Here is a 17,118-nt window from a genome sequence, read left to right on the forward strand (position 1 = left end):
TCCAGCTTGCCCAGTTGGCAGCGGACGGGTCCTGGTAAGTCCGTCCAGTGTGCCCACCGTGAGTGAAGCTGCCGATGGGAGATTGCTGATTACTAGATCACGACGAAGTCGGCCGCGGTGAGGTTCAAGTGGGCCTTCAAGGTCGCGAAGTGTACCGAGCCACCGGCGGCACTGCCGTTGGCGTCGTAGTACAGCTCGCCGGTGTCGGTCTCGTAGATGATGCGGTCGTTGGCATCCTGGGCGAGCCCGGTCGTGTTCTTGACGAAGGCCGAGTCGGCGAGAACCCCGGTTTTGGTCAGCGCCGTGAACACCGCGTTGTCGAGATGGATGACGTCATCCACCACCGAAAAGTCGGTGATCCGGTCGACATTGTTCGAGGCGCTGAGGGCGGTATCGAACACGAAGGTGTCCTTCTGATAGCCGCCGGTCAGCGTGTCGTTGCCGAGGCCGCCATTGATGACATCGTCGCCATTGTGGCCGTTCAGGACGTTGTTGCCGGAGTTGCCGCGCAGCACGTTGCTGCCGGTGTTGCCGGTGCCGTTCACATTGGCCGTGCCGGTCAGATGCAGCTCTTCCACGTTGGAGACGATGGTGTAGCTGACCGACGACTTAACCGTATCGCGGCCGCCGCCCCTGCCTGCTTCGAAGATGACGTCCTTGGCGTTGTCCACGACATAGGTGTCGTTGCCGGCACCACCCGCCATATAGTCGGCGCCTTTGCCGCCATCCAGCACGTTGTTGCCGGAATTGCCGCGCAGCGTGTCATTGTGGCTCGAGCCGGTCAGGTTCTCGATGCTGACCAGCTTGTCGCCGGTCGCATGGCCGCCGGAGGCCTTGCCGGTATCGAGCCGGACATTGACCGCGGCATCGGAGCCTGCATAGCTGGCGGTGTCGATGCCCGCGCCGCCATCGAGATGATCCGCGCCGGCGCCACCGGTCAGGGTGTCATTCCCTGCAAGGCCAAGGAACTTCTCGTTCCATGCACTTGCCAGCCCCTTGCTCGCCAGGGAATCGTTTCCGCTCGTTCCCGTAATCGTGCGGCCGTCCGGAGTCGGAGTCGGAGTCGGAGTGGGCGTGGGCGTTGGAGTAGGTGTGGGCGTCGGAGTCGGAGTGGGTGTTGTGTCCGGGTCGATGGGATATGGGTCTTTGCCTTCCTGCCACTGGATATTGTTGCGGATGACCGGGTTCGAGTTGGTGACCGAGAAATAGCCGTAGGCCCCCCGGTCGACATAGTTGTCCTCGACCGTCACGTTCGTGATGGGGCCGCCATCCCTCGATCCATCCACATACAATGTATACGACGGATCACCGATCATGAAATTGTCCCGGACCGTGACATTGTTGACAGGGCCGAAGGTGTTCTGGATCAGGATCGAAGCCGTGCCATGATCCTGAGGCACGGAGATCATATTGTGCTCGATCAGGACGTTGTTCTGCCTTCCAAGAGCGGTGATTCCGTCATAGTGCGGGTCGGCGGCGTTGCTGGCGAGATCATGGATGTAGTTGCCGCGAACCGTGCTGGCGCCATCGGTCAGCTGGATGCCGATCGCCACGCCTTGAATGTCGTTGCCGACAAACGTGCCCGACCCGAGGATCGCGGAATTAGTTACTTGAGAGCGGCCCAATCCGATGAAGTCGCTATTCTCGACACGAAGGTTGGCTGCGTCTTCACCTTCGATCCCCCATGTTGTGAAATTCTGAATGATACTGTTCTTGATCGTGACGTTCGCCGCCTTGATCGACAGCGTTCCGTTGATGATGGCATTCTCGATGACCGTGCCGTTCCGAGTGATATTCATCGGACCCGTATAGGCAGTCAGCTTTGTCCCCGCAGGCACGCCTGAATTGCTTTCATTGGGAAAAGTTGTGCTTGGCATTTTGCTAAAACCCTTCTCCCCCACGCCCGTTGGCCGGGATCTTTCACTACTTTTGGATATGGATGGGCAGCGCCAAAATAAGTAAGCAGACGCTACTAAAGCGTTTGCTAGTATGCCTTCTGGCGGAGTTTCAAATCAACAAAGATGAAGAAGTGTGACTGGAGACCCGAGCTAATTTAGCCGTTATGTCTCAGGGCGAGGCGGAATCCTGACAGCATATCGCTTAAAATTACTCAAGGATTAGCGACCAGAAAGGGTTTTATGCGGCAGCACCTAATACTGCCGTAATCACGGGTGGTAGCGATTCTTGAATGACGGAGCAAGGATATAAATATTTATTAATGATTGAAATTGGATGTGCGGGACATTGATCAGTACGACAAGTGAGGAGCCGAATGTTCCGATTTCTATTGAGTAGCCAAAGATGGCTTGTCGATGCTTGCGATCGGTTGATTGATTTTTAGTAGCCGTATTTGTCGGGGGTATAACGGCACTTATTGAGCACGACGCCGAGCACATTGGTTTTTTCCGCCAGGCTGCTTTCGCAAATATCGGCTTCCCTCACCGTGGTCATTTCGGCGGCGACAACAAGGATGGCGCAGTCCACATTGGGAAGGAACGCAGGGACGTCGTCGCTGCTCAGCATCGGCGGCATGTCGATGATCAGAACATCGGGATCGAGCTTCTGCTTCATTGATTTGAATGTCTTGGCGGTATCCGAGCTCTGCAGCAATTCCGCTGCGAAGCGCACCGGCCGTCCGTTGCCCGCAATGGCGAGATTGTCGCCGTAACGGACGAATACGTCTTCGATTTCCGCATGGCCCCTGAGGAAACTTTCGATGGAAGGCGGGGTCTTCATCCCCAGGAGCTTCGCGATTTGTGGCCGCCTGAGGTCGAGATCGATCAGGGCTGTCCGGCATTCCTTCTGATTGGCCAGGCTGAAAGCGAGATTGAGGCTGATGACGGATTTCCCGCAGCCCGGTGTGGGCGACGTGATCGCCACCGATTTCCAGTTGTTTTGGCGCATCTGCTGCAGAACCGCGGTCCTCAGCATGTCGAAGGTGACATAGGCCGTGTCGGACCTGTAGGGCGTGACGATACGGTTACGCGCCAGAAGCTTAGGGTCGGTGTTCAGCTTGGGGAGGGTCTCCCAAAGAACCTCGCTGCCGAGGCGCAGACAGGAGGAAAACGTCTGCTCAGCCAACTGGTCCGAACCGCGCTGCTCGCGCGCCTTCTGCAAGGCTGTCTGTATGCGCTCCATCGTCCCAATCCCGTTGAATGATTCTTGTTGCAAGTCCAAGAGTGTGCCTCCGCCTGGGCATCGGGAAGATCAAGGTGTTCGAGCGGCCCATCTTAGGCCGAGCAGGTGCAGTGGGTTTCGGCGGCGCGGTTCTGCCGGCACATTTATATAGGGGATGGTCGCGAGAGGCTGGAGTTCCAGCGCCTTTGCCAGTTCGATCGGCCTGCGGATCGTCTTGTTCAGCATCTCGAGCAGGACGACGAAGGCAAGTCCCAGGCCCGCGGCACCGAGCAGGCCAGCCCCCACGATGCGCCGCCGCTTGGGCTTCAGCCGGCCCTCCGGTGGTGTCGCCGGCTCCAGCACGGACAGACGCACACCTTGCGAACGCATCTCTATCTGCTGTCCCGTCGAGGCTTCGGCGAGGCTTGCAACAGCCGCATTGTATTGAGTCTGGATGTTATCGCGATTTCGTTCAAGCGCGTTAAGGATCGTCGCGTTCTGCGGCGTGGCGGCGATCGTCCTGGAAAGGTCTGCGATGCTTTGCGTGAGCGACGGCTTCAGTTGCTCGATATAGCGCAGACGATCGTCGATGTCGGAGAGCTGCAGATCGAACTCGGAGAGGGGCTTCTTTCCGTCGGCCTTTGGATTTTCGGCCTGCTTTCTGCGAAGGCTCTCCTGGAGGGCGGCGATCCGCTTCCTGAGCGCCAGGATATTAGGGCTGCTCTCCGAGAAGATCGCGAGCTGGTCCGACAGGGCGCGGTTCAGTTCCTGCAGCATCTGCTGCTCGGGGGTGATCGGACCGGCGTTGTTGAGGAACCCAGTGGTTTCGTAGGTCTGGATGAGATTGTTGCGCCGGCGGCGAAGCTCGGTTCCCTCGCGTTCGATCATCATCAATCTTTCCTGCTGGGCGACCTGCTGATTGCGCCGGAACTCCAGGCTGTCCGGTAGCGTGTCCTTGTTCTCGTTCTTGAAGTTGAGGATATCCGCTTCCGTCTTGGCGAGTTCGCTCCGCAGCCGTTCGACCTCGCTTTCGAAGAACTGCAGCGTATCTTCAGCACGATCGGTCCTCTGGCGTGCATTCTTACCCAGGATGAAAGACACCAACTCGTTCACGCTGTCGGCGGCGAGGCCGGGATCACCGGCGTCGAAGGTAACGTTGAGGACCATATTGCCCTGACCTCCCTGCTGGGGATCCAGGGGAATGGCTTCGAACGCCATGCGCGAGCGCATATCATCGACGATATCCTCGTTCGAGAGCTTTGCTGTATCGTCCCCATAGATGTTCAGCTTATGGGCAAGTGCTACGAGGTTCTCGGTCGTCATGGCTTGCTGCTGGAGCATCTGCAATTGGCCGCCGACATCCGTCATCACGGTCGTGCGGGCGAGTTTCGCAGGGATTTGCGGGGCCTCCGCCAGGATCTTCGCGTTCGCGCGGTAGAGCTCCGGCATCAACATCGCCACCGCGATTGCGATTCCGCTGACGAGGATGCCAATCGCTACCGCGTAAGGTGATCTACGCCACAGAATGGAAAGATAGAAACGTAAGTCGAGATCGCCCATTGCCGCCCCGCCGAACCGGCCCCCGAAAACGACCCGATGGCCGCGTGTTCATTCTCGGGCGGGCGTTGGACATATGATAGATCATCGATCGGGTTAGGGGCGTCCGGCGGATCGGCCGAACCATAGTCCCAATGGATTAGCCCTTCCGACCCATGCGTTAGGCGGCCGCCGTGCGGTCTCGGGCTCGATCGATCCGCTTCAGTGAGCTATCCATTATCGGAGCCCTACGGCCTGAGGGGCCGGCAACGGGCGAGCGACCGAGGAGATGGCGTGCTTCTGGTGGGCACCTACATTGCCGCGAGCAGCATCGAAGGAGTGGGGGTCTTCGCGGCGCGCCCGATCGTGGCGGGCGAAATCATCTGGCGGCCGGACCCGGATTTCGACATGCTCGTCCCCATTGAGAAGTACGCCTCCGCGCCTTCACACCTTCGCGAACTTCTCGACCGCTATGCCTATCCAAGCCCGGTGAAACCGGGATTCCTGGTCTACGAGACCGACAACGGACGCTTCATGAACCATTCCGAAACTCCGAACACGGATTTCTCCCGGCAGGGCGAGGGTACGGCATTGCGCGACATAGCCGCGGACGAGGAAATCACCTGCGACTACCGGGAGTTTTACGAAGGCTTCGAACTCACATGAGTTTTCCCGCATCACTTGTGTTGCCTGTTTCGCGGGCAGCTATACCTGTCGGTTGCGCGATATTTGGCCTTGCTGGAGGAAGGCTGCGAAAATATGGTCCGGCCGTCGAAGGCGTACAGTTTGGCGCGTGCGGGCCGGCAAAGGAAGGGGCCAGAATGAACAGATTCCTCACATTGCTGCTGGCAGGCGCTGCCTGCTTCGCAGCCGCGCCGGTCATGGCGCAGTCCAAGACGCTCACCATCTCCTGGTGGGGGTTCAATGGCGACAAGCTCGACCAGTACATCGTCAAGCCGTTTCAGGAAAAATGCGGCTGCGAACTGGTCTTCGAGACCGGCAACAATGCCGACCGACTGAACAAGATCAAGATCCGGGATGGCGCCGGCGTCGATGTCGCCTATTTCACGGACGCCTATTCGCAGATCGGCATCAAGGAGGGCGTCTTCCAGAAGGTCGATCGATCCAAGCTGCCCAACCTCGCCGGCCTCTACGAGATCGCGAAGGCGCCCCAGGGCGAATATGGTCCGGCCTATTCGATAGGCCGTGTCGGCATCATTTACGATTCGGCCAAGGTGAAGACGCCGATCACCTCTTGGAGCGACCTTTGGAAGGAAGAGCTCAAGGGCCAGATCTCGCTGCCAGGCATCACGACGACTGCCGGCCCGATGATGGTGATGATCGCCGGCGGCCATGCCGGGGTGGATGCCTTCGCCGACGCGGACGCGGCCTTCGAGTCGATCGAGGCGCTGAAGCCCAACGTGGTAAAGAACTTCAATACGGGTTCGGAGCTGGTGAATCTGTTCTCGACCGGGGAGATCTCCGTCGCCGTTGCCCAGGACTTCACCCTCGCCCAGATCCAGGCAGCCGTGCCGACGGCGACCTGGGCCGAGCTTTCCGATGGCGCCATCGCCACGCTCAATACGATCAACATCCCCAAAAATGCTGCCAATGTCGAACTGGCGCACGAGTTCATCAATTTCGTGCTCGATCCGGCATTGCAGCAGACCCTTGCGGAGAACGGCGTCGATGCGCCGGTCGCCACGTCCGTCAAGCTCACGCCCGAACAGGCCAGGCAATGGACCTATGGGGCCGATGTGGTCGCTTCCCTGAAGACCGTCGACTACGAGAAGCTGAACGCCGCCAAGGACGAGTGGATCGACCGCTGGAACGAAGTGTTCGGCATGTAGAGGCGGCTGCCGCCAAGTCGGTCGACAGGCGGCGCTGGCATCTAGAGCTAGGGCGGGCGCTCCGATCTTTTGTCGGAGCGCCCGTTGATCAGGATACACCGGAATGTTCAAACGCCATGCCGCTTGGGCGCTCGCCGCACCGGCGACGCTCATCGTCCTCGTCTTCCTGGTGCTGCCCGTAGCGGCCACCATCTTTGCCACCTTCGGCGAGGAAGCCGGACCGTTCTCTTCCTATGCCGCATTCTTCGGCAGCGGGTTTCGCCGCAATGTGCTCTGGCGTACGATCGAGATCTCGCTCGCGACGACGGCCATCTCGCTGGTGGTCGGATTCCTCACGGCCTATGTCGTCGCCAAGACGCCGGGGCGACTGAAGAGCTTGCTTATCGTCGCCGCCGTCTTCCCGCTGCTCACTGGTGTCGTCGTGCGCTCCTTCGCCTGGCTGATCATCCTCGGCAAGAACGGAATCATGAATAACTTTCTGCTCGGCATCGGCGCTGTCACCGAACCGCTCTCCATGCTCTACAGCGAGGGCGCGGTGATAGTGGCGATGGTCTATCTCTTTGTTCCGCTGATGATCCTGACGCTTGTGGGCGTTCTCGAGAATATCCCCGACGACGTGGTGCAGGCCGCCGCCTCGCTCGGCGCCACACCGACCGCGACCTTCCGGCAGGTGATCCTACCGCTTGCCGTGCCGGGTCTGATCGTCGGGGCCGTGCTCGTCTTCACCGGATCCTTCACCGCCTACGCGACCCCGCAGCTTGTCGGCGGCGAGCAGCAGATGGTGATGGGCACGCTGATGTATCAACGGGCGATGGTGCGCTTCGACTGGGTCGGCGCCTCGACCATTGCAGCCATCATGGTGGTCATCACCATCTCCACCGTGCTGATCATGAGCCGCATCGCGCGGCGTCTCAATCCGATGGCTACCTAGACCATGATGACCGCGCGCATCCACCCGCTGCTTATCCTGTTCACCATAGCGGTTTATATCTTTCTCGTCGGCCCACTGATCATCGTGCTCGGCGCGTCGGTGAGCGACACGACCTATTTGACCTTCCCGCCGCAGGGCCTGTCACTGCGCTGGTTCGAGAATATCTTCGAGATCAGCGCGTTTCGCCGCACAATCGTCACCAGCCTCCAGCTTGCCTTCCTGGCGACTGGATTGGCCCTGCTGATCGGCATTCCCGCAGCCTATGCGCTCAACCGCTATCGCGTGCGCCTGCCCTCCTGGCTGTCGACGATCTTCGTCCTGCCGATCCTGGTGCCGGAAATCGTGCTTGGTTTCTCGCTCCTCAAGTCGGTGGCGGTGGGGGCGAGCATGCCGATTTTTCCGACATTGCTGATCGGACATACGCTCCTGGTATTGCCCTATTGCGTGCGTGTCGTTTCCGCCAGCCTCGCCTCCTTCGACTTCTCTGTCGAAGAGGCCGCGATCAGCCTCGGGAGTCCGCCGGTCAAGACCTTCTTCACGATCGTTATGCCCAATGTCCGCTCCGGCGTGATCGCGGCCTTCATCCTGGCGTTCATCACCTCGATAAACGACGTGTCGACCTCGCTCTTTCTCACCGGTCCCGGCATCTCGACCTTGCCGATCCAGATCCTCGCCCATGTCGAACAATTCTTCGATCCGACGATCGCTTCGGTTTCCGTGCTCCTGATGTTCCTCACCGTCGCCGTCATGGCGATCGTCGAGCGCACGCTGGGCCTCACTTTCCTCGCGAAATAAGACGATGACCCAGTCCCTTACAGTCAAAAATCTCACCGCGCATTACGGGACGACAAAGGTCCTGGACGACCTCTCGCTCACCGTCGGTGCCGGCGAACTCGTCTCGCTCCTCGGTGCGTCAGGTTGCGGCAAGACGACCACCCTGCGCCTCATCGCCGGCTTCCTGGAGCCCACATCGGGCTCCATTAGGCTGGGCGAAAAGGATCTCACCAAGCTGCCGGCCCATCGGCGAGACATCGGGCTGGTCTTTCAGAACTACGCGCTGTTTCCTCATCTTTCGGTGCTCGACAATGTCGCCTTCGGCCTGAAGCAGCGGGGCATTGCTGCGGCCGAGCGGGAGAAGCGGGCCAAGGCGATGCTGGAACGTGTCGGCCTTGCGACGCTCGCCGATCGCCTGCCCGGCGAGCTCTCTGGCGGACAGAAACAGCGCGTGGCGCTTGCCCGAGCGCTCGTCATCGAACCGCCGCTCCTGATGTTCGACGAGCCGCTTTCCAATCTGGACGCCAAGCTCAGGGTCGACATGCGTGTGGAGATCCGTCAGCTTCAGCGCGCCAATACCACCACTTCGGTCTATGTGACGCACGATCAGGAGGAGGCGTTCTCGATCTCCGACCGCGTTGCGATCATGAACGCCGGCCGCATCATGCAGCTCGATACGCCGGAGGTGCTCTACCAGCGCCCGGCCAATGCCTTCGTTGCACGCTTTGTTGGTTTCGAGAACCTGATCCCCATGAAGGTGGCCGCACGCGATGGCTCTCTCGTGACGGCGGAGGCAGCGGGAGGTACCAGGCTCTCGCTGAACCAGGAAAGGCTCGGTGTCATCCCAGATGATTTCGTGCTTGCGACGCGTGCCGACGGGCTGGTCTTCTCGGCCGATCCTGGCGTCGAGGGAATTCCCGCGACGCTAGGCCTGCGCACCTATCTCGGTCGCGCCTACCAGTACCAATGCGACACGGCCGCAGGGAAACTGATCGCCAACGGCTCGCTTTCGGCTCCGTTGGAACCCGGCAGCGCCGCTCGGCTCGTGCCCGTGCCGGACCAGTGCTGCGTCCTGAAAGCGGAGTGAGCGCGTCGGCACCATGTCCATCCTGATCACCAATGCCGTCATCCTGCCTTGCGATGCCGCGATGAGCGTCATCGAAGGCGGCTATGTCCATGTCGAAGGCGATGCCCTCAAGGCCGTCGGTGCGGGGCCTGCGCCTGAGATCGCCGGAGCGGAGATCATCGACGCCGGCGGCGACATCGTCATGCCAGGAATGATCAACCCGCATTGCCATATGGCGATGACGTTGTTCCGTGGTCTCGGTGAGGATGTCGACGACCGGCTCTATCGCTACGTGCTGCCTATGGAGCGGAAGTTCGTCACGCCGGAGATGGTTCGGGCGGGCACGGCGCTTGCCGCGCTTGAACTGATCGAGGGCGGCGTCACGACCGTCGCCGACATGTATTATTACGAGACCGAGGTCGGCCGCGTCGTCGACAGGGCAGGCTTTCGGGGCGTCGTCGGGCAGACGATCGCGGACTTCGATCCGCCGGACCATCGCACGATCGACGAAGGTTTTGCGCTGGTCGAGGAACTGGTCGCGGAGTTCGCTGGCCATGCGCGCGTCGTTCCGTCGATTGCGCCGCATGCGCCCTATTCGACCGACATCGCGGTGATGAACCGGGTCGCCCGCTGGGCCGACGACCATCCCGACGTGCCCGTGCAGATCCATCTCGCCGAGATGGATTCGGAAATGGAATGGTGCGCGAGGAATCACGGACTGCGGCCGGTTGAGGTGGTGGAGAAGGCAGGCCTGTTGCGTAAAGGTTTGATCTGCGCCCATTGCCTGCATGTCAGCGAGAGCGACATTGAGAAGATGGCGCATGCCAGGGTCTGTGTCGCTCATAACGCCCGATCCAACGCCAAGGCGGGGAGGGGCATCGCACCGGTCGAGACGATGCGCAGGGCGGGCATCCCGGTTGGCATCGGCACGGATGGCCCGATGAGCGGCAACACGCTGGACCTCTTTTCGCAATTCGCGCCGGTCACGATGTTCCAGAAGCTGCTCGGCCACAGCCGCAAGCCGATGCCGGCGGTCGAAGTGCTGCGCATGGCGACGATCGAGGGCGCACGGGTGCTCGGTCTCGACGACCGGATAGGCTCGCTGGAGCCGGGCAAGCAGGCCGATCTCGTCCGCATTGACGTATCGGCGCCGCGCATGCAGCCGATCTACGATTATTATGCCTCGCTCGTCTTTTCGGCGATGCCGGTCGATGTCCGGGACGTCATGGTCGCCGGCAAGTGGCTGATGCGCGGTCGGGAGGTGTTGACGCTCGACCGCAAGAAGGTGATGCGCGACGCGCTGCAGGTCGCGGCCGCCTTCAAGGCCGAAATGGCGCGCATCGACGCCGCGGGATGAATTGCATGTCTCGGTTGGTTGTGATCGATACAGATCCCGGCATCGATGATGCTGTGGCCATCCTCCTCGCCTTGTGGTCGCCGGAATTCGACATTCGCGGTATCACCACCGTCGCGGGCAATATCGGCATCGCGACGACGACGCGGAATGCGGGACGCATCCTGGCGCTCGCTGGGCGGAGCGACATTCCTGTCTTGATCGGGGCTGCGGGGCCGCTGTCGCGCAAGGGATTCGACGTTGCCGACATCCACGGCGGCGACGGATTGGGCGGTGTCGCCTTTCCCGATCCGGCAAGCGCCCCGGCGGGCGACGCGGTGGGCTGGCTCGCCGGGCTGCTTGACGAAAACGAGCCCGACACGATCGACATCCTCGCGCTCGGGCCGCTCACCAATGTGGCCCGGCTGGTGCTCGACAGGCCGTCTTCCGCGCGACGTATCAGGCGTGTGATCGCCATGGGCGGGGCGGTGCGCGAGCCCGGCAACGTCGGACCACGCTCGGAATTCAACATGGCGGCCGATCCCGAAGCCGTAGCTGTCGTCCTGCGGGCTGGGCTCAACTTGACGATGATCCCGCTCGATGTGACTCGAAAGGTCCGCGCGTCACGAACCGACACCACCTTGCTGAAGGCTGCCGGCACCACGGCCGCCATCGCATCGGGCGAGCTGATCGATGCCTACTTCCAGTCGGGAAGCGGCCGCGAGAGCCGGCCCCTGCACGATCCCTGCGTAATGCTTCAGGCAATCGAACCCGGCCTGTTCGGCATCGAGACCTTCAGGCTGTCGGTTGATATCAGCGACGGTCCCGATGCCGGGTCGCTCCTTCTGGACGAGAAGGGCGGTGCGCCGGTCGATATCGCGATGACCGTCGATGCTGCCGGGGCGCTCCAGTTGCTCCTGGAACGGTTGAAGGCCCGGTAGCCAAGGAAGACTACGTCTTGTCCAGTTCCTGTTCGACCAGTGTCGTCCAGAAACCGACACCGGAGGGAATCGCGGCGTCGTTGAAGTCGTAGCGGCTGTTGTGGTGCAGGGCGCCGTCCTCGGCAGGACCGTTGCCAAGCCAGACATAGGCTCCGGGCACTTCGCTGCTGAACATGGCGAAGTCGTCGCCTGCGGTGGAGGGAGCGAAGGCCGTCCGCACCCTTTCCACGCCGAGCGCGCTTTGTGCCGCCTTGAGGGCGCGTGCGGCCGCGCCGGCATCGTTGACCACCGGCGGCATCTGCCGGAAATATCTGTAGTCGCAAGCGACCCCGTAGAGCCCGGCAACGCCTTTCGCTTGCTCGCCGATCTCCTCCTCGATCTGGTCTCTCACAGCGGGCGTGAAAGCCCGCGCCGTGCCGCCGATCCGAACCTTGTCCGGGATGACGTTGAGAGCCTCGAAATGCCCGCCCTCGATGGCGCAGGCGCTGATCACGGCCGGCTGTAGCGGGTCGATGCGCCGGGCCACGATCGTATGCAGCGACGTCAGGAACTGGCCGGCTGCGGTCATGGCATCGCGTCCAAAATGCGGTTTCGCGCCATGGGTGCCGATGCCCTCGAAGGTGATCGACCAGCGATCCGACGAAGCGAGCTGAGGGCCCGCCACGACCGCCATCTCGTCGGGCGGCAGACCCGGCATGTTGTGCAGCCCGTAAACCGCGTCGACGGGAAACTGCCGGAAGAAGCCGTCGTCGATCATGGCGCGTGCGCCGCCCCTTCCTTCCTCGGCCGGCTGAAAGACGAAATGCACCGTTCCCGAGAAGTTGCGCCGCTGGGCGAGCCGCCGTGCGGCGCCGAGCAGCATGACGGTATGGCCATCATGACCGCAGGCATGCATCTTACCTGACGTCCGCGATTTGTACGGGCGATCCTCCGCCGTTTCCGGCATGGCGAGCGCGTCCATATCCGCGCGCAAGGCGATGCGTCTTGTCCCGTCGCCGAGTTTCAGCGTGCCGACCACGCCGGTTTTCCCTAACCCCGCATGCACCTCGACACCGGCTTTGGCCAGCATCCGCCGCACGATGCCGGCCGTCCGTTCCTCCTCGAAGCCGAGCTCGGGATGGGCATGGATGTCACGCCGCAATGCCGTCAGCATGTCCCATTCAGCGGGGTCCACATCCTGTAAGCCCATCGTCCGCTCCGTCAGTGCAATCGATACCAAGCATGGGATTGTGGAATTCGGCTCCCAAATCCGAAGCCGATGTTTTAATCCCGACTCTCGTCGCGTCGATCCGACGCCTTGGCCCTTCTGCAATAGAAAGGCGAGCATTGCCACTCGCACCGCATGAATTCTGGCAGGTCGTTTATCCCGCCGATAGTTTTTCCGTCGTGCCGGGCTTCGTCGATCTCTATCCCGCCGTGCTGCCGGACGGTCGCCAGATCGCCTTGCCGATCCGCGTCCTCCCTGGCGACGGAACCTCGGCCGTGGCGTCGCTCATCGTCAACCAGGCTAGCTTCGCCGTCGAGGACGCGCTCACAGAAGCCATGGCCGCGCTCGCCCGAAATCACGCGCCCGATGTGATCGTCGGCGTTCCGACCTTGGGTCTGCCGCTTGCCAACGGAGTGGCCCGCCGCCTCGGTCATCCCCGCATGGTGGCACTCGGAACCTCGCGCAAATTCTGGTACAGCGAGGATCTTTCCGAGCCGATGTCCTCGATCACCAGCCCAACCCATGCCAAGCGGCTCTATCTGGATCCGCGCATGCTGCCGCTGCTCACGGGGCGCCGGATCGTCGTGGTGGACGATGTCGTCAGCTCCGGCGCTTCCATGGTTTCGGTGCTGCGTCTGCTGCGCAAGGCAGGGTTGAACCCCGTTGGGATCGTCGCAGCCATGCTGCAGGGCGAGCGCTGGCGAAAGCCGATAAGAGAGTTCGACCCGAGGCTGTCTCCCGTTGTGGCCGGCGCGGTGTCCTCGCCTCTTCTGCGGCGATCGGAGGACGGATCATGGGCCCCTGAAAGCCGCAATTTTTCAATAACTTAATTGCCCTGCCCGGGCAGTGAAGCGATTCCCATCACGCAGTTTTAGTATCGCTAAAATTCTTGTTGACTCAGCGTTGCCGGTCCGTCTACTTTTTTAGAAATACTAAAACCGGTGGAGGACGACGCGGTTGAGTAGCAAAGTCGAGACATCGTCGGAATTCGCAGATCCGCTGGGAACGCGGCTGCGGGACCGTCGCCAGTCTCTCGGCCTGACGCTCAAGCATGTCGCCGACGCCGCTGGCCTTTCCGTCGGCTTCATCTCGCAGATCGAACGCGGCATCACCACGCCTTCGCTCGTCTCGTTGATAACCGTATGCCGCGTATTGAAGTCGGAGGTCGGTGAGTTCTTGTCTCAGCCGAGCGGTGTCGAACCCGTGACGCGCCACCGCAGCCGCCCGACCTATGCGCTCGGGGGAAATGGGATCACCTATGAGCGCCTTTCCGCGTCCTTTCCCGGCAATGTTCTGCGCAGCGTGATCATCCATGAACCGCCGGGCTTCCGAAGCGAGCCGATGTCGCATGAGGGCGAAGAGATGTTCTTCATCCTCGACGGCTCGCTGACCATCGAGATCGACGGTGAGCGCACCATCCTCGAAGCCGGGGATTCCGTCCATTTCCCGTCTATCAGGACGCATGTGACGTGGAACCATACCGCGCAAACGACGACGCTCCTGCACACCTGCACGATGGATGTGTTCGGAGACGGCGCGCCGACGGGACGTCCGGAAACCAGCATGGCCGTGTCGCGCGCGAACGGCCGCAAGAGCACAGCAAAGCAACCGAAAACAATAAAGGGGAAGTCATCATGAAGAGATTGTTGAAGCCGTTCGCGGCCGCGCTGATCGCCGGCACCGCGTCGTTTGCCGCCCTGTCCGGCCAGGCGGCTGCCGAGACCGTGCTCCGTCTCGACGAAGTGGCGGTCGGCGAGCTCGATCCCGCCAAGGCGAGCGACTACGCCGACTCTGTCCTGATGTTCAACGTCTACGATACGCTGGTCCTGTCGAAGCAGGGCGGACCCGGCGTCGTCCCGCATCTGGCGGAAAGCTGGGAGACCGACGGGAAGACCTACACGTTCAAACTTCGCCAGGACGTCAAATTCCAGAGCGGCAATCCGCTGACGGCCGAGGACGTCGTGTTCTCACTCGACCGCATGAAGGCGATCGGTCAGGGGCTTTCTCACCTTTTCGCGGATGTGGAGAAGGCGGAGGCCATCGACGCCGGCACGGTTAAGTTCACGCTTTCGGATGTGTATTCGCCCTTCATTTCGGCGCTGCTGCGCCTTCCCATTGTCGACAAGAAGCTCGTCATGGAAAATCTCGGTGCCGGCGATGGCGAGATGAAGGATTGGGGCCAGGCCTATCTTTCCACCCATGCGGCAGGCACGGGCGCCTACAAGGTCGTGTCGCACAATCCGCAGGAAGAAACGGTGATGGCCAAGAGCGCCGATTATTTCCTCGGCGTGCCCGCCAAGGCGCCGGAAACCGTTCGCTTTCGTTATGGGCTGGAGGCTGCGACGGTGCGCACCCTTATCGCTCAGGGCGAGCACGACATCTCCTCGCAGTGGCTGCCGCCGGAGGTCTTGAAGTCGCTCGCCGGGCAGGGTGCCCAACTCCTGACGGAGTCTGGCGGCACCGGTTTCTATATCAAGATGAATACGGCCAAGAAACCGTTCGACGACGTGAACTGCCGCCTGGCCGTGGCCAATGCGTTCGACTACGATACCGCCGTCAGGATGGTGGCGATCACCGACACGGTCTCCCTGGGCAGCCCGGCCACGGGACCGCTGCCTGTCGGCATGCTCGGCTCGCTGCCGGCCAGCGAAACCTTCAAGCGCGACGTCGAGGCGGCCAAGAATTATCTGGCTCAGTGCAAATACAAGCCCGACGAATTCACGGTCGAGCTTTCCTGGGTCGGCGAGGTTCCGCTGGAGGAGCGTTTCGCGCTCTTGATGCAGGCGAATTTTGCCGAGATCGGCCTCAAATCCGAGGTGAGGAAGATTCCCTGGGCGCTGTTTTCCGAGCAGGTGACCAAGCCCGAAAACACGCCCAACATATCGCAAATCTTCAACAATGCAGTGACAGCGGATCCCGATACGCTGCTCTACAACATGTATCATTCCTCAGCGGCCGGAACATGGCAGTCCACGGAGTATCTGAAAGATGCCAAGGTCGACGAGCTGCTCGACAAGGGGCGCACAGTCACGGGCGAAGACGAGCGTGCCGCCGTCTACACCGAGGCAGGCAAGCGCTTGCGTGAAATAGCGCCGACAATTTTCGCCTATGACCAGAATGCCGTATTCGCTGCAAGCAAGCGGGTATCGGTGCCTGCGCTGTCCGACAAGAGCAAGGCTTTCACCCTCCCGGGAATGGGTTTCACTTTCCGGCTGATGGAAATGAACGAATAGGCTGAAACCGAGCGGCTGGTGGCCGAAGCAATTCCAAAAGCTGGGAACGCCCAGGGAATCGCGAAGCATGGCCACTGCCGCTCCTGTAACGGAAGCGTCTCGCGATGCCTGCTGTCATCCGCCTCCTCGCGAAGCGGCTGGGCACCTCTTTGATCGTGCTGATCGGGGTCTCCATGCTGATCTTCGCCATCGCCAGGGTCATTCCCGGCGACCCCGCGCGCATAGCGCTCGGGCCGAACGCGACCGCCGAACAGGTAATGGCGCTGCGCGAGCGGCTGCATCTCGATCAGTCGCTCGTCACCCAATATGGCTATTTCATCGCAGATCTCTTCCGCGGCGATCTCGGCATGTCGCTCTACACCAATCGTCCGGTGTCCGTCGACATCGCGCAGTTCCTGCCGGCCACGCTGGAACTGGTCATCGTGGCCGGCCTCATGATGGTGGTATTCGGCTTGCCGCTCGGCGTCCTTTCGGCCCGTTACCGCGACAGCTGGGTCGATGGCTGCATCCGCATGGTGACACTGCTCGGCGTCTCCGCTCCCGCTTTCGTCTGGGCGGTGATCCTGATGCTCGTCTTCGCTTATTTCCTGCCGCTCTTCCCGATCGCCGGGCGCATCTCCGACACGATGACCGTCGCGCCCGTCACCGGCTTCCTGCTGATCGACACGCTGCTTGCCGGTGACATCAGGGCCTTCGGCAACGCCGCCTGGCACGTCGTGCTGCCGGCTTTCGCGCTGGCTCTTTCGGGCATCGGGCAGGCCGCGCGCCTGACGCGCTCCAACATGGTGGAAACCTATGAGCGGCCTTACATCGAGATGGCGCAGTCCTACGGCTTCCCCGAAAAGCGCATCGCGCGGCGCTACGCCTTCCGTCCCTCGCTCATTCCCTCACTTACGATCATCGGCCTCGACTTCGCGGCCATGCTCGGCAACGCCTTCCTGGTGGAAGCCGTATTCGCCTGGCCCGGCTTGTCGCGCTACGGCGTTGCCGTGATCCTGCGCAAGGATCTCAATGCCATCGTCGGCACCGTGCTGATCATCTCGGCCATGTTCCTCATCGTGAATGTCATCGTCGATCTGCTGATCGCTTTCATCAATCCGCGGATCCGCTATTCGCAGAGGGCCTCCTGA

Annotated in this window: 15 protein-coding genes; 11 read left to right on the forward strand and 4 right to left on the reverse strand. The window is 61.5% G+C overall.

Going from position 1 to position 17,118, the window contains the following annotated elements:
- Window positions 1–92: 92 nt before the first annotated feature.
- From ACCO56_RS00680 to ACCO56_RS00690, 3 genes are all read right to left on the reverse strand, one after another.
- Window positions 93–1,877 (reverse strand): hypothetical protein, encoded by a 1,785-nt coding sequence (locus tag ACCO56_RS00680; RefSeq protein WP_433636653.1) that lies wholly within the window; start codon window positions 1,875–1,877, stop codon window positions 93–95.
- 460 nt (window positions 1,878–2,337) lie between these two features.
- A complete protein-coding gene (locus tag ACCO56_RS00685; RefSeq protein ID WP_433636655.1) occupies window positions 2,338–3,138 on the reverse strand; it encodes a CpsD/CapB family tyrosine-protein kinase in 801 nt (266 codons plus the stop codon).
- A 69-nt stretch (window positions 3,139–3,207) separates the two neighbouring features.
- Window positions 3,208–4,677 (reverse strand): GumC family protein, encoded by a 1,470-nt coding sequence (locus ACCO56_RS00690; protein ID WP_433636656.1) that lies wholly within the window; start codon window positions 4,675–4,677, stop codon window positions 3,208–3,210.
- Window positions 4,678–4,947: 270 nt separating this feature from the next.
- On the opposite strand from ACCO56_RS00690, the gene ACCO56_RS00695 reads away from it, so the two are divergent.
- The 7 genes from ACCO56_RS00695 to ACCO56_RS00725 all read left to right on the forward strand — a co-directional run bounded on the left by ACCO56_RS00695 (window position 4,948) and on the right by ACCO56_RS00725 (window position 11,548).
- Window positions 4,948–5,319, forward strand: coding sequence for an SET domain-containing protein (locus ACCO56_RS00695; RefSeq protein WP_433636659.1), 372 nt, complete (start codon window positions 4,948–4,950; stop codon window positions 5,317–5,319).
- Window positions 5,320–5,474: 155 nt separating this feature from the next.
- The gene (locus ACCO56_RS00700) at window positions 5,475–6,503 is read left to right on the forward strand and encodes an ABC transporter substrate-binding protein (RefSeq protein WP_433636662.1); all 1,029 of its coding nucleotides are present in this window, start codon (window positions 5,475–5,477) and stop codon (window positions 6,501–6,503) included.
- Window positions 6,504–6,606: 103 nt separating this feature from the next.
- Window positions 6,607–7,434: an ABC transporter permease gene (locus ACCO56_RS00705; RefSeq protein WP_433636663.1), complete on the forward strand. Its 828-nt coding sequence runs from the start codon at window positions 6,607–6,609 to the stop codon at window positions 7,432–7,434.
- A 3-nt stretch (window positions 7,435–7,437) separates the two neighbouring features.
- Complete coding sequence (locus ACCO56_RS00710; RefSeq protein ID WP_433636664.1) at window positions 7,438–8,229, forward strand: ABC transporter permease; 792 nt, start codon at window positions 7,438–7,440, stop codon at window positions 8,227–8,229.
- 4 nt (window positions 8,230–8,233) lie between these two features.
- Window positions 8,234–9,295 carry an ABC transporter ATP-binding protein gene (locus ACCO56_RS00715; protein WP_433636666.1) on the forward strand — a complete coding sequence of 354 codons (1,062 nt, stop codon included), beginning with the start codon at window positions 8,234–8,236 and terminating at the stop codon, window positions 9,293–9,295.
- Between the two features lie 13 nt (window positions 9,296–9,308).
- On the forward strand, window positions 9,309–10,631 hold the full coding sequence (locus tag ACCO56_RS00720; protein ID WP_433636667.1) for an amidohydrolase family protein: 1,323 nt from the start codon (window positions 9,309–9,311) through the stop codon (window positions 10,629–10,631).
- A 5-nt stretch (window positions 10,632–10,636) separates the two neighbouring features.
- Window positions 10,637–11,548, forward strand: a complete 912-nt coding sequence (locus tag ACCO56_RS00725; RefSeq protein ID WP_433636669.1) for a nucleoside hydrolase — start codon at window positions 10,637–10,639, stop codon at window positions 11,546–11,548.
- A 10-nt stretch (window positions 11,549–11,558) separates the two neighbouring features.
- Here ACCO56_RS00725 and ACCO56_RS00730 read toward each other — a convergent pair whose 3' ends face one another.
- Window positions 11,559–12,737, reverse strand: coding sequence for a M20 aminoacylase family protein (locus ACCO56_RS00730; protein ID WP_433636671.1), 1,179 nt, complete (start codon window positions 12,735–12,737; stop codon window positions 11,559–11,561).
- Window positions 12,738–12,874: 137 nt separating this feature from the next.
- Here ACCO56_RS00730 and ACCO56_RS00735 point away from each other — a divergent pair, with 137 nt between their 5' ends.
- The 4 genes from ACCO56_RS00735 to ACCO56_RS00750 all read left to right on the forward strand — a co-directional run bounded on the left by ACCO56_RS00735 (window position 12,875) and on the right by ACCO56_RS00750 (window position 17,118).
- The gene (locus ACCO56_RS00735; protein ID WP_433636673.1) at window positions 12,875–13,585 is read left to right on the forward strand and encodes a phosphoribosyltransferase; all 711 of its coding nucleotides are present in this window, start codon (window positions 12,875–12,877) and stop codon (window positions 13,583–13,585) included.
- Between the two features lie 127 nt (window positions 13,586–13,712).
- A complete protein-coding gene (locus ACCO56_RS00740) occupies window positions 13,713–14,393 on the forward strand; it encodes a helix-turn-helix domain-containing protein (protein ID WP_433636675.1) in 681 nt (226 codons plus the stop codon).
- On the forward strand, window positions 14,390–15,988 hold the full coding sequence (locus tag ACCO56_RS00745; protein WP_433636676.1) for an ABC transporter substrate-binding protein: 1,599 nt from the start codon (window positions 14,390–14,392) through the stop codon (window positions 15,986–15,988). The genes ACCO56_RS00740 and ACCO56_RS00745 overlap by 4 nt, the downstream gene beginning before the upstream one ends.
- Window positions 15,989–16,092: 104 nt before the next feature.
- Window positions 16,093–17,118, forward strand: a complete 1,026-nt coding sequence (locus ACCO56_RS00750) for an ABC transporter permease (RefSeq protein WP_433636678.1) — start codon at window positions 16,093–16,095, stop codon at window positions 17,116–17,118.

The organism is Mesorhizobium sp. 1B3, from assembly GCF_050958605.1.
Taxonomy (GTDB): domain Bacteria; phylum Pseudomonadota; class Alphaproteobacteria; order Rhizobiales; family Rhizobiaceae.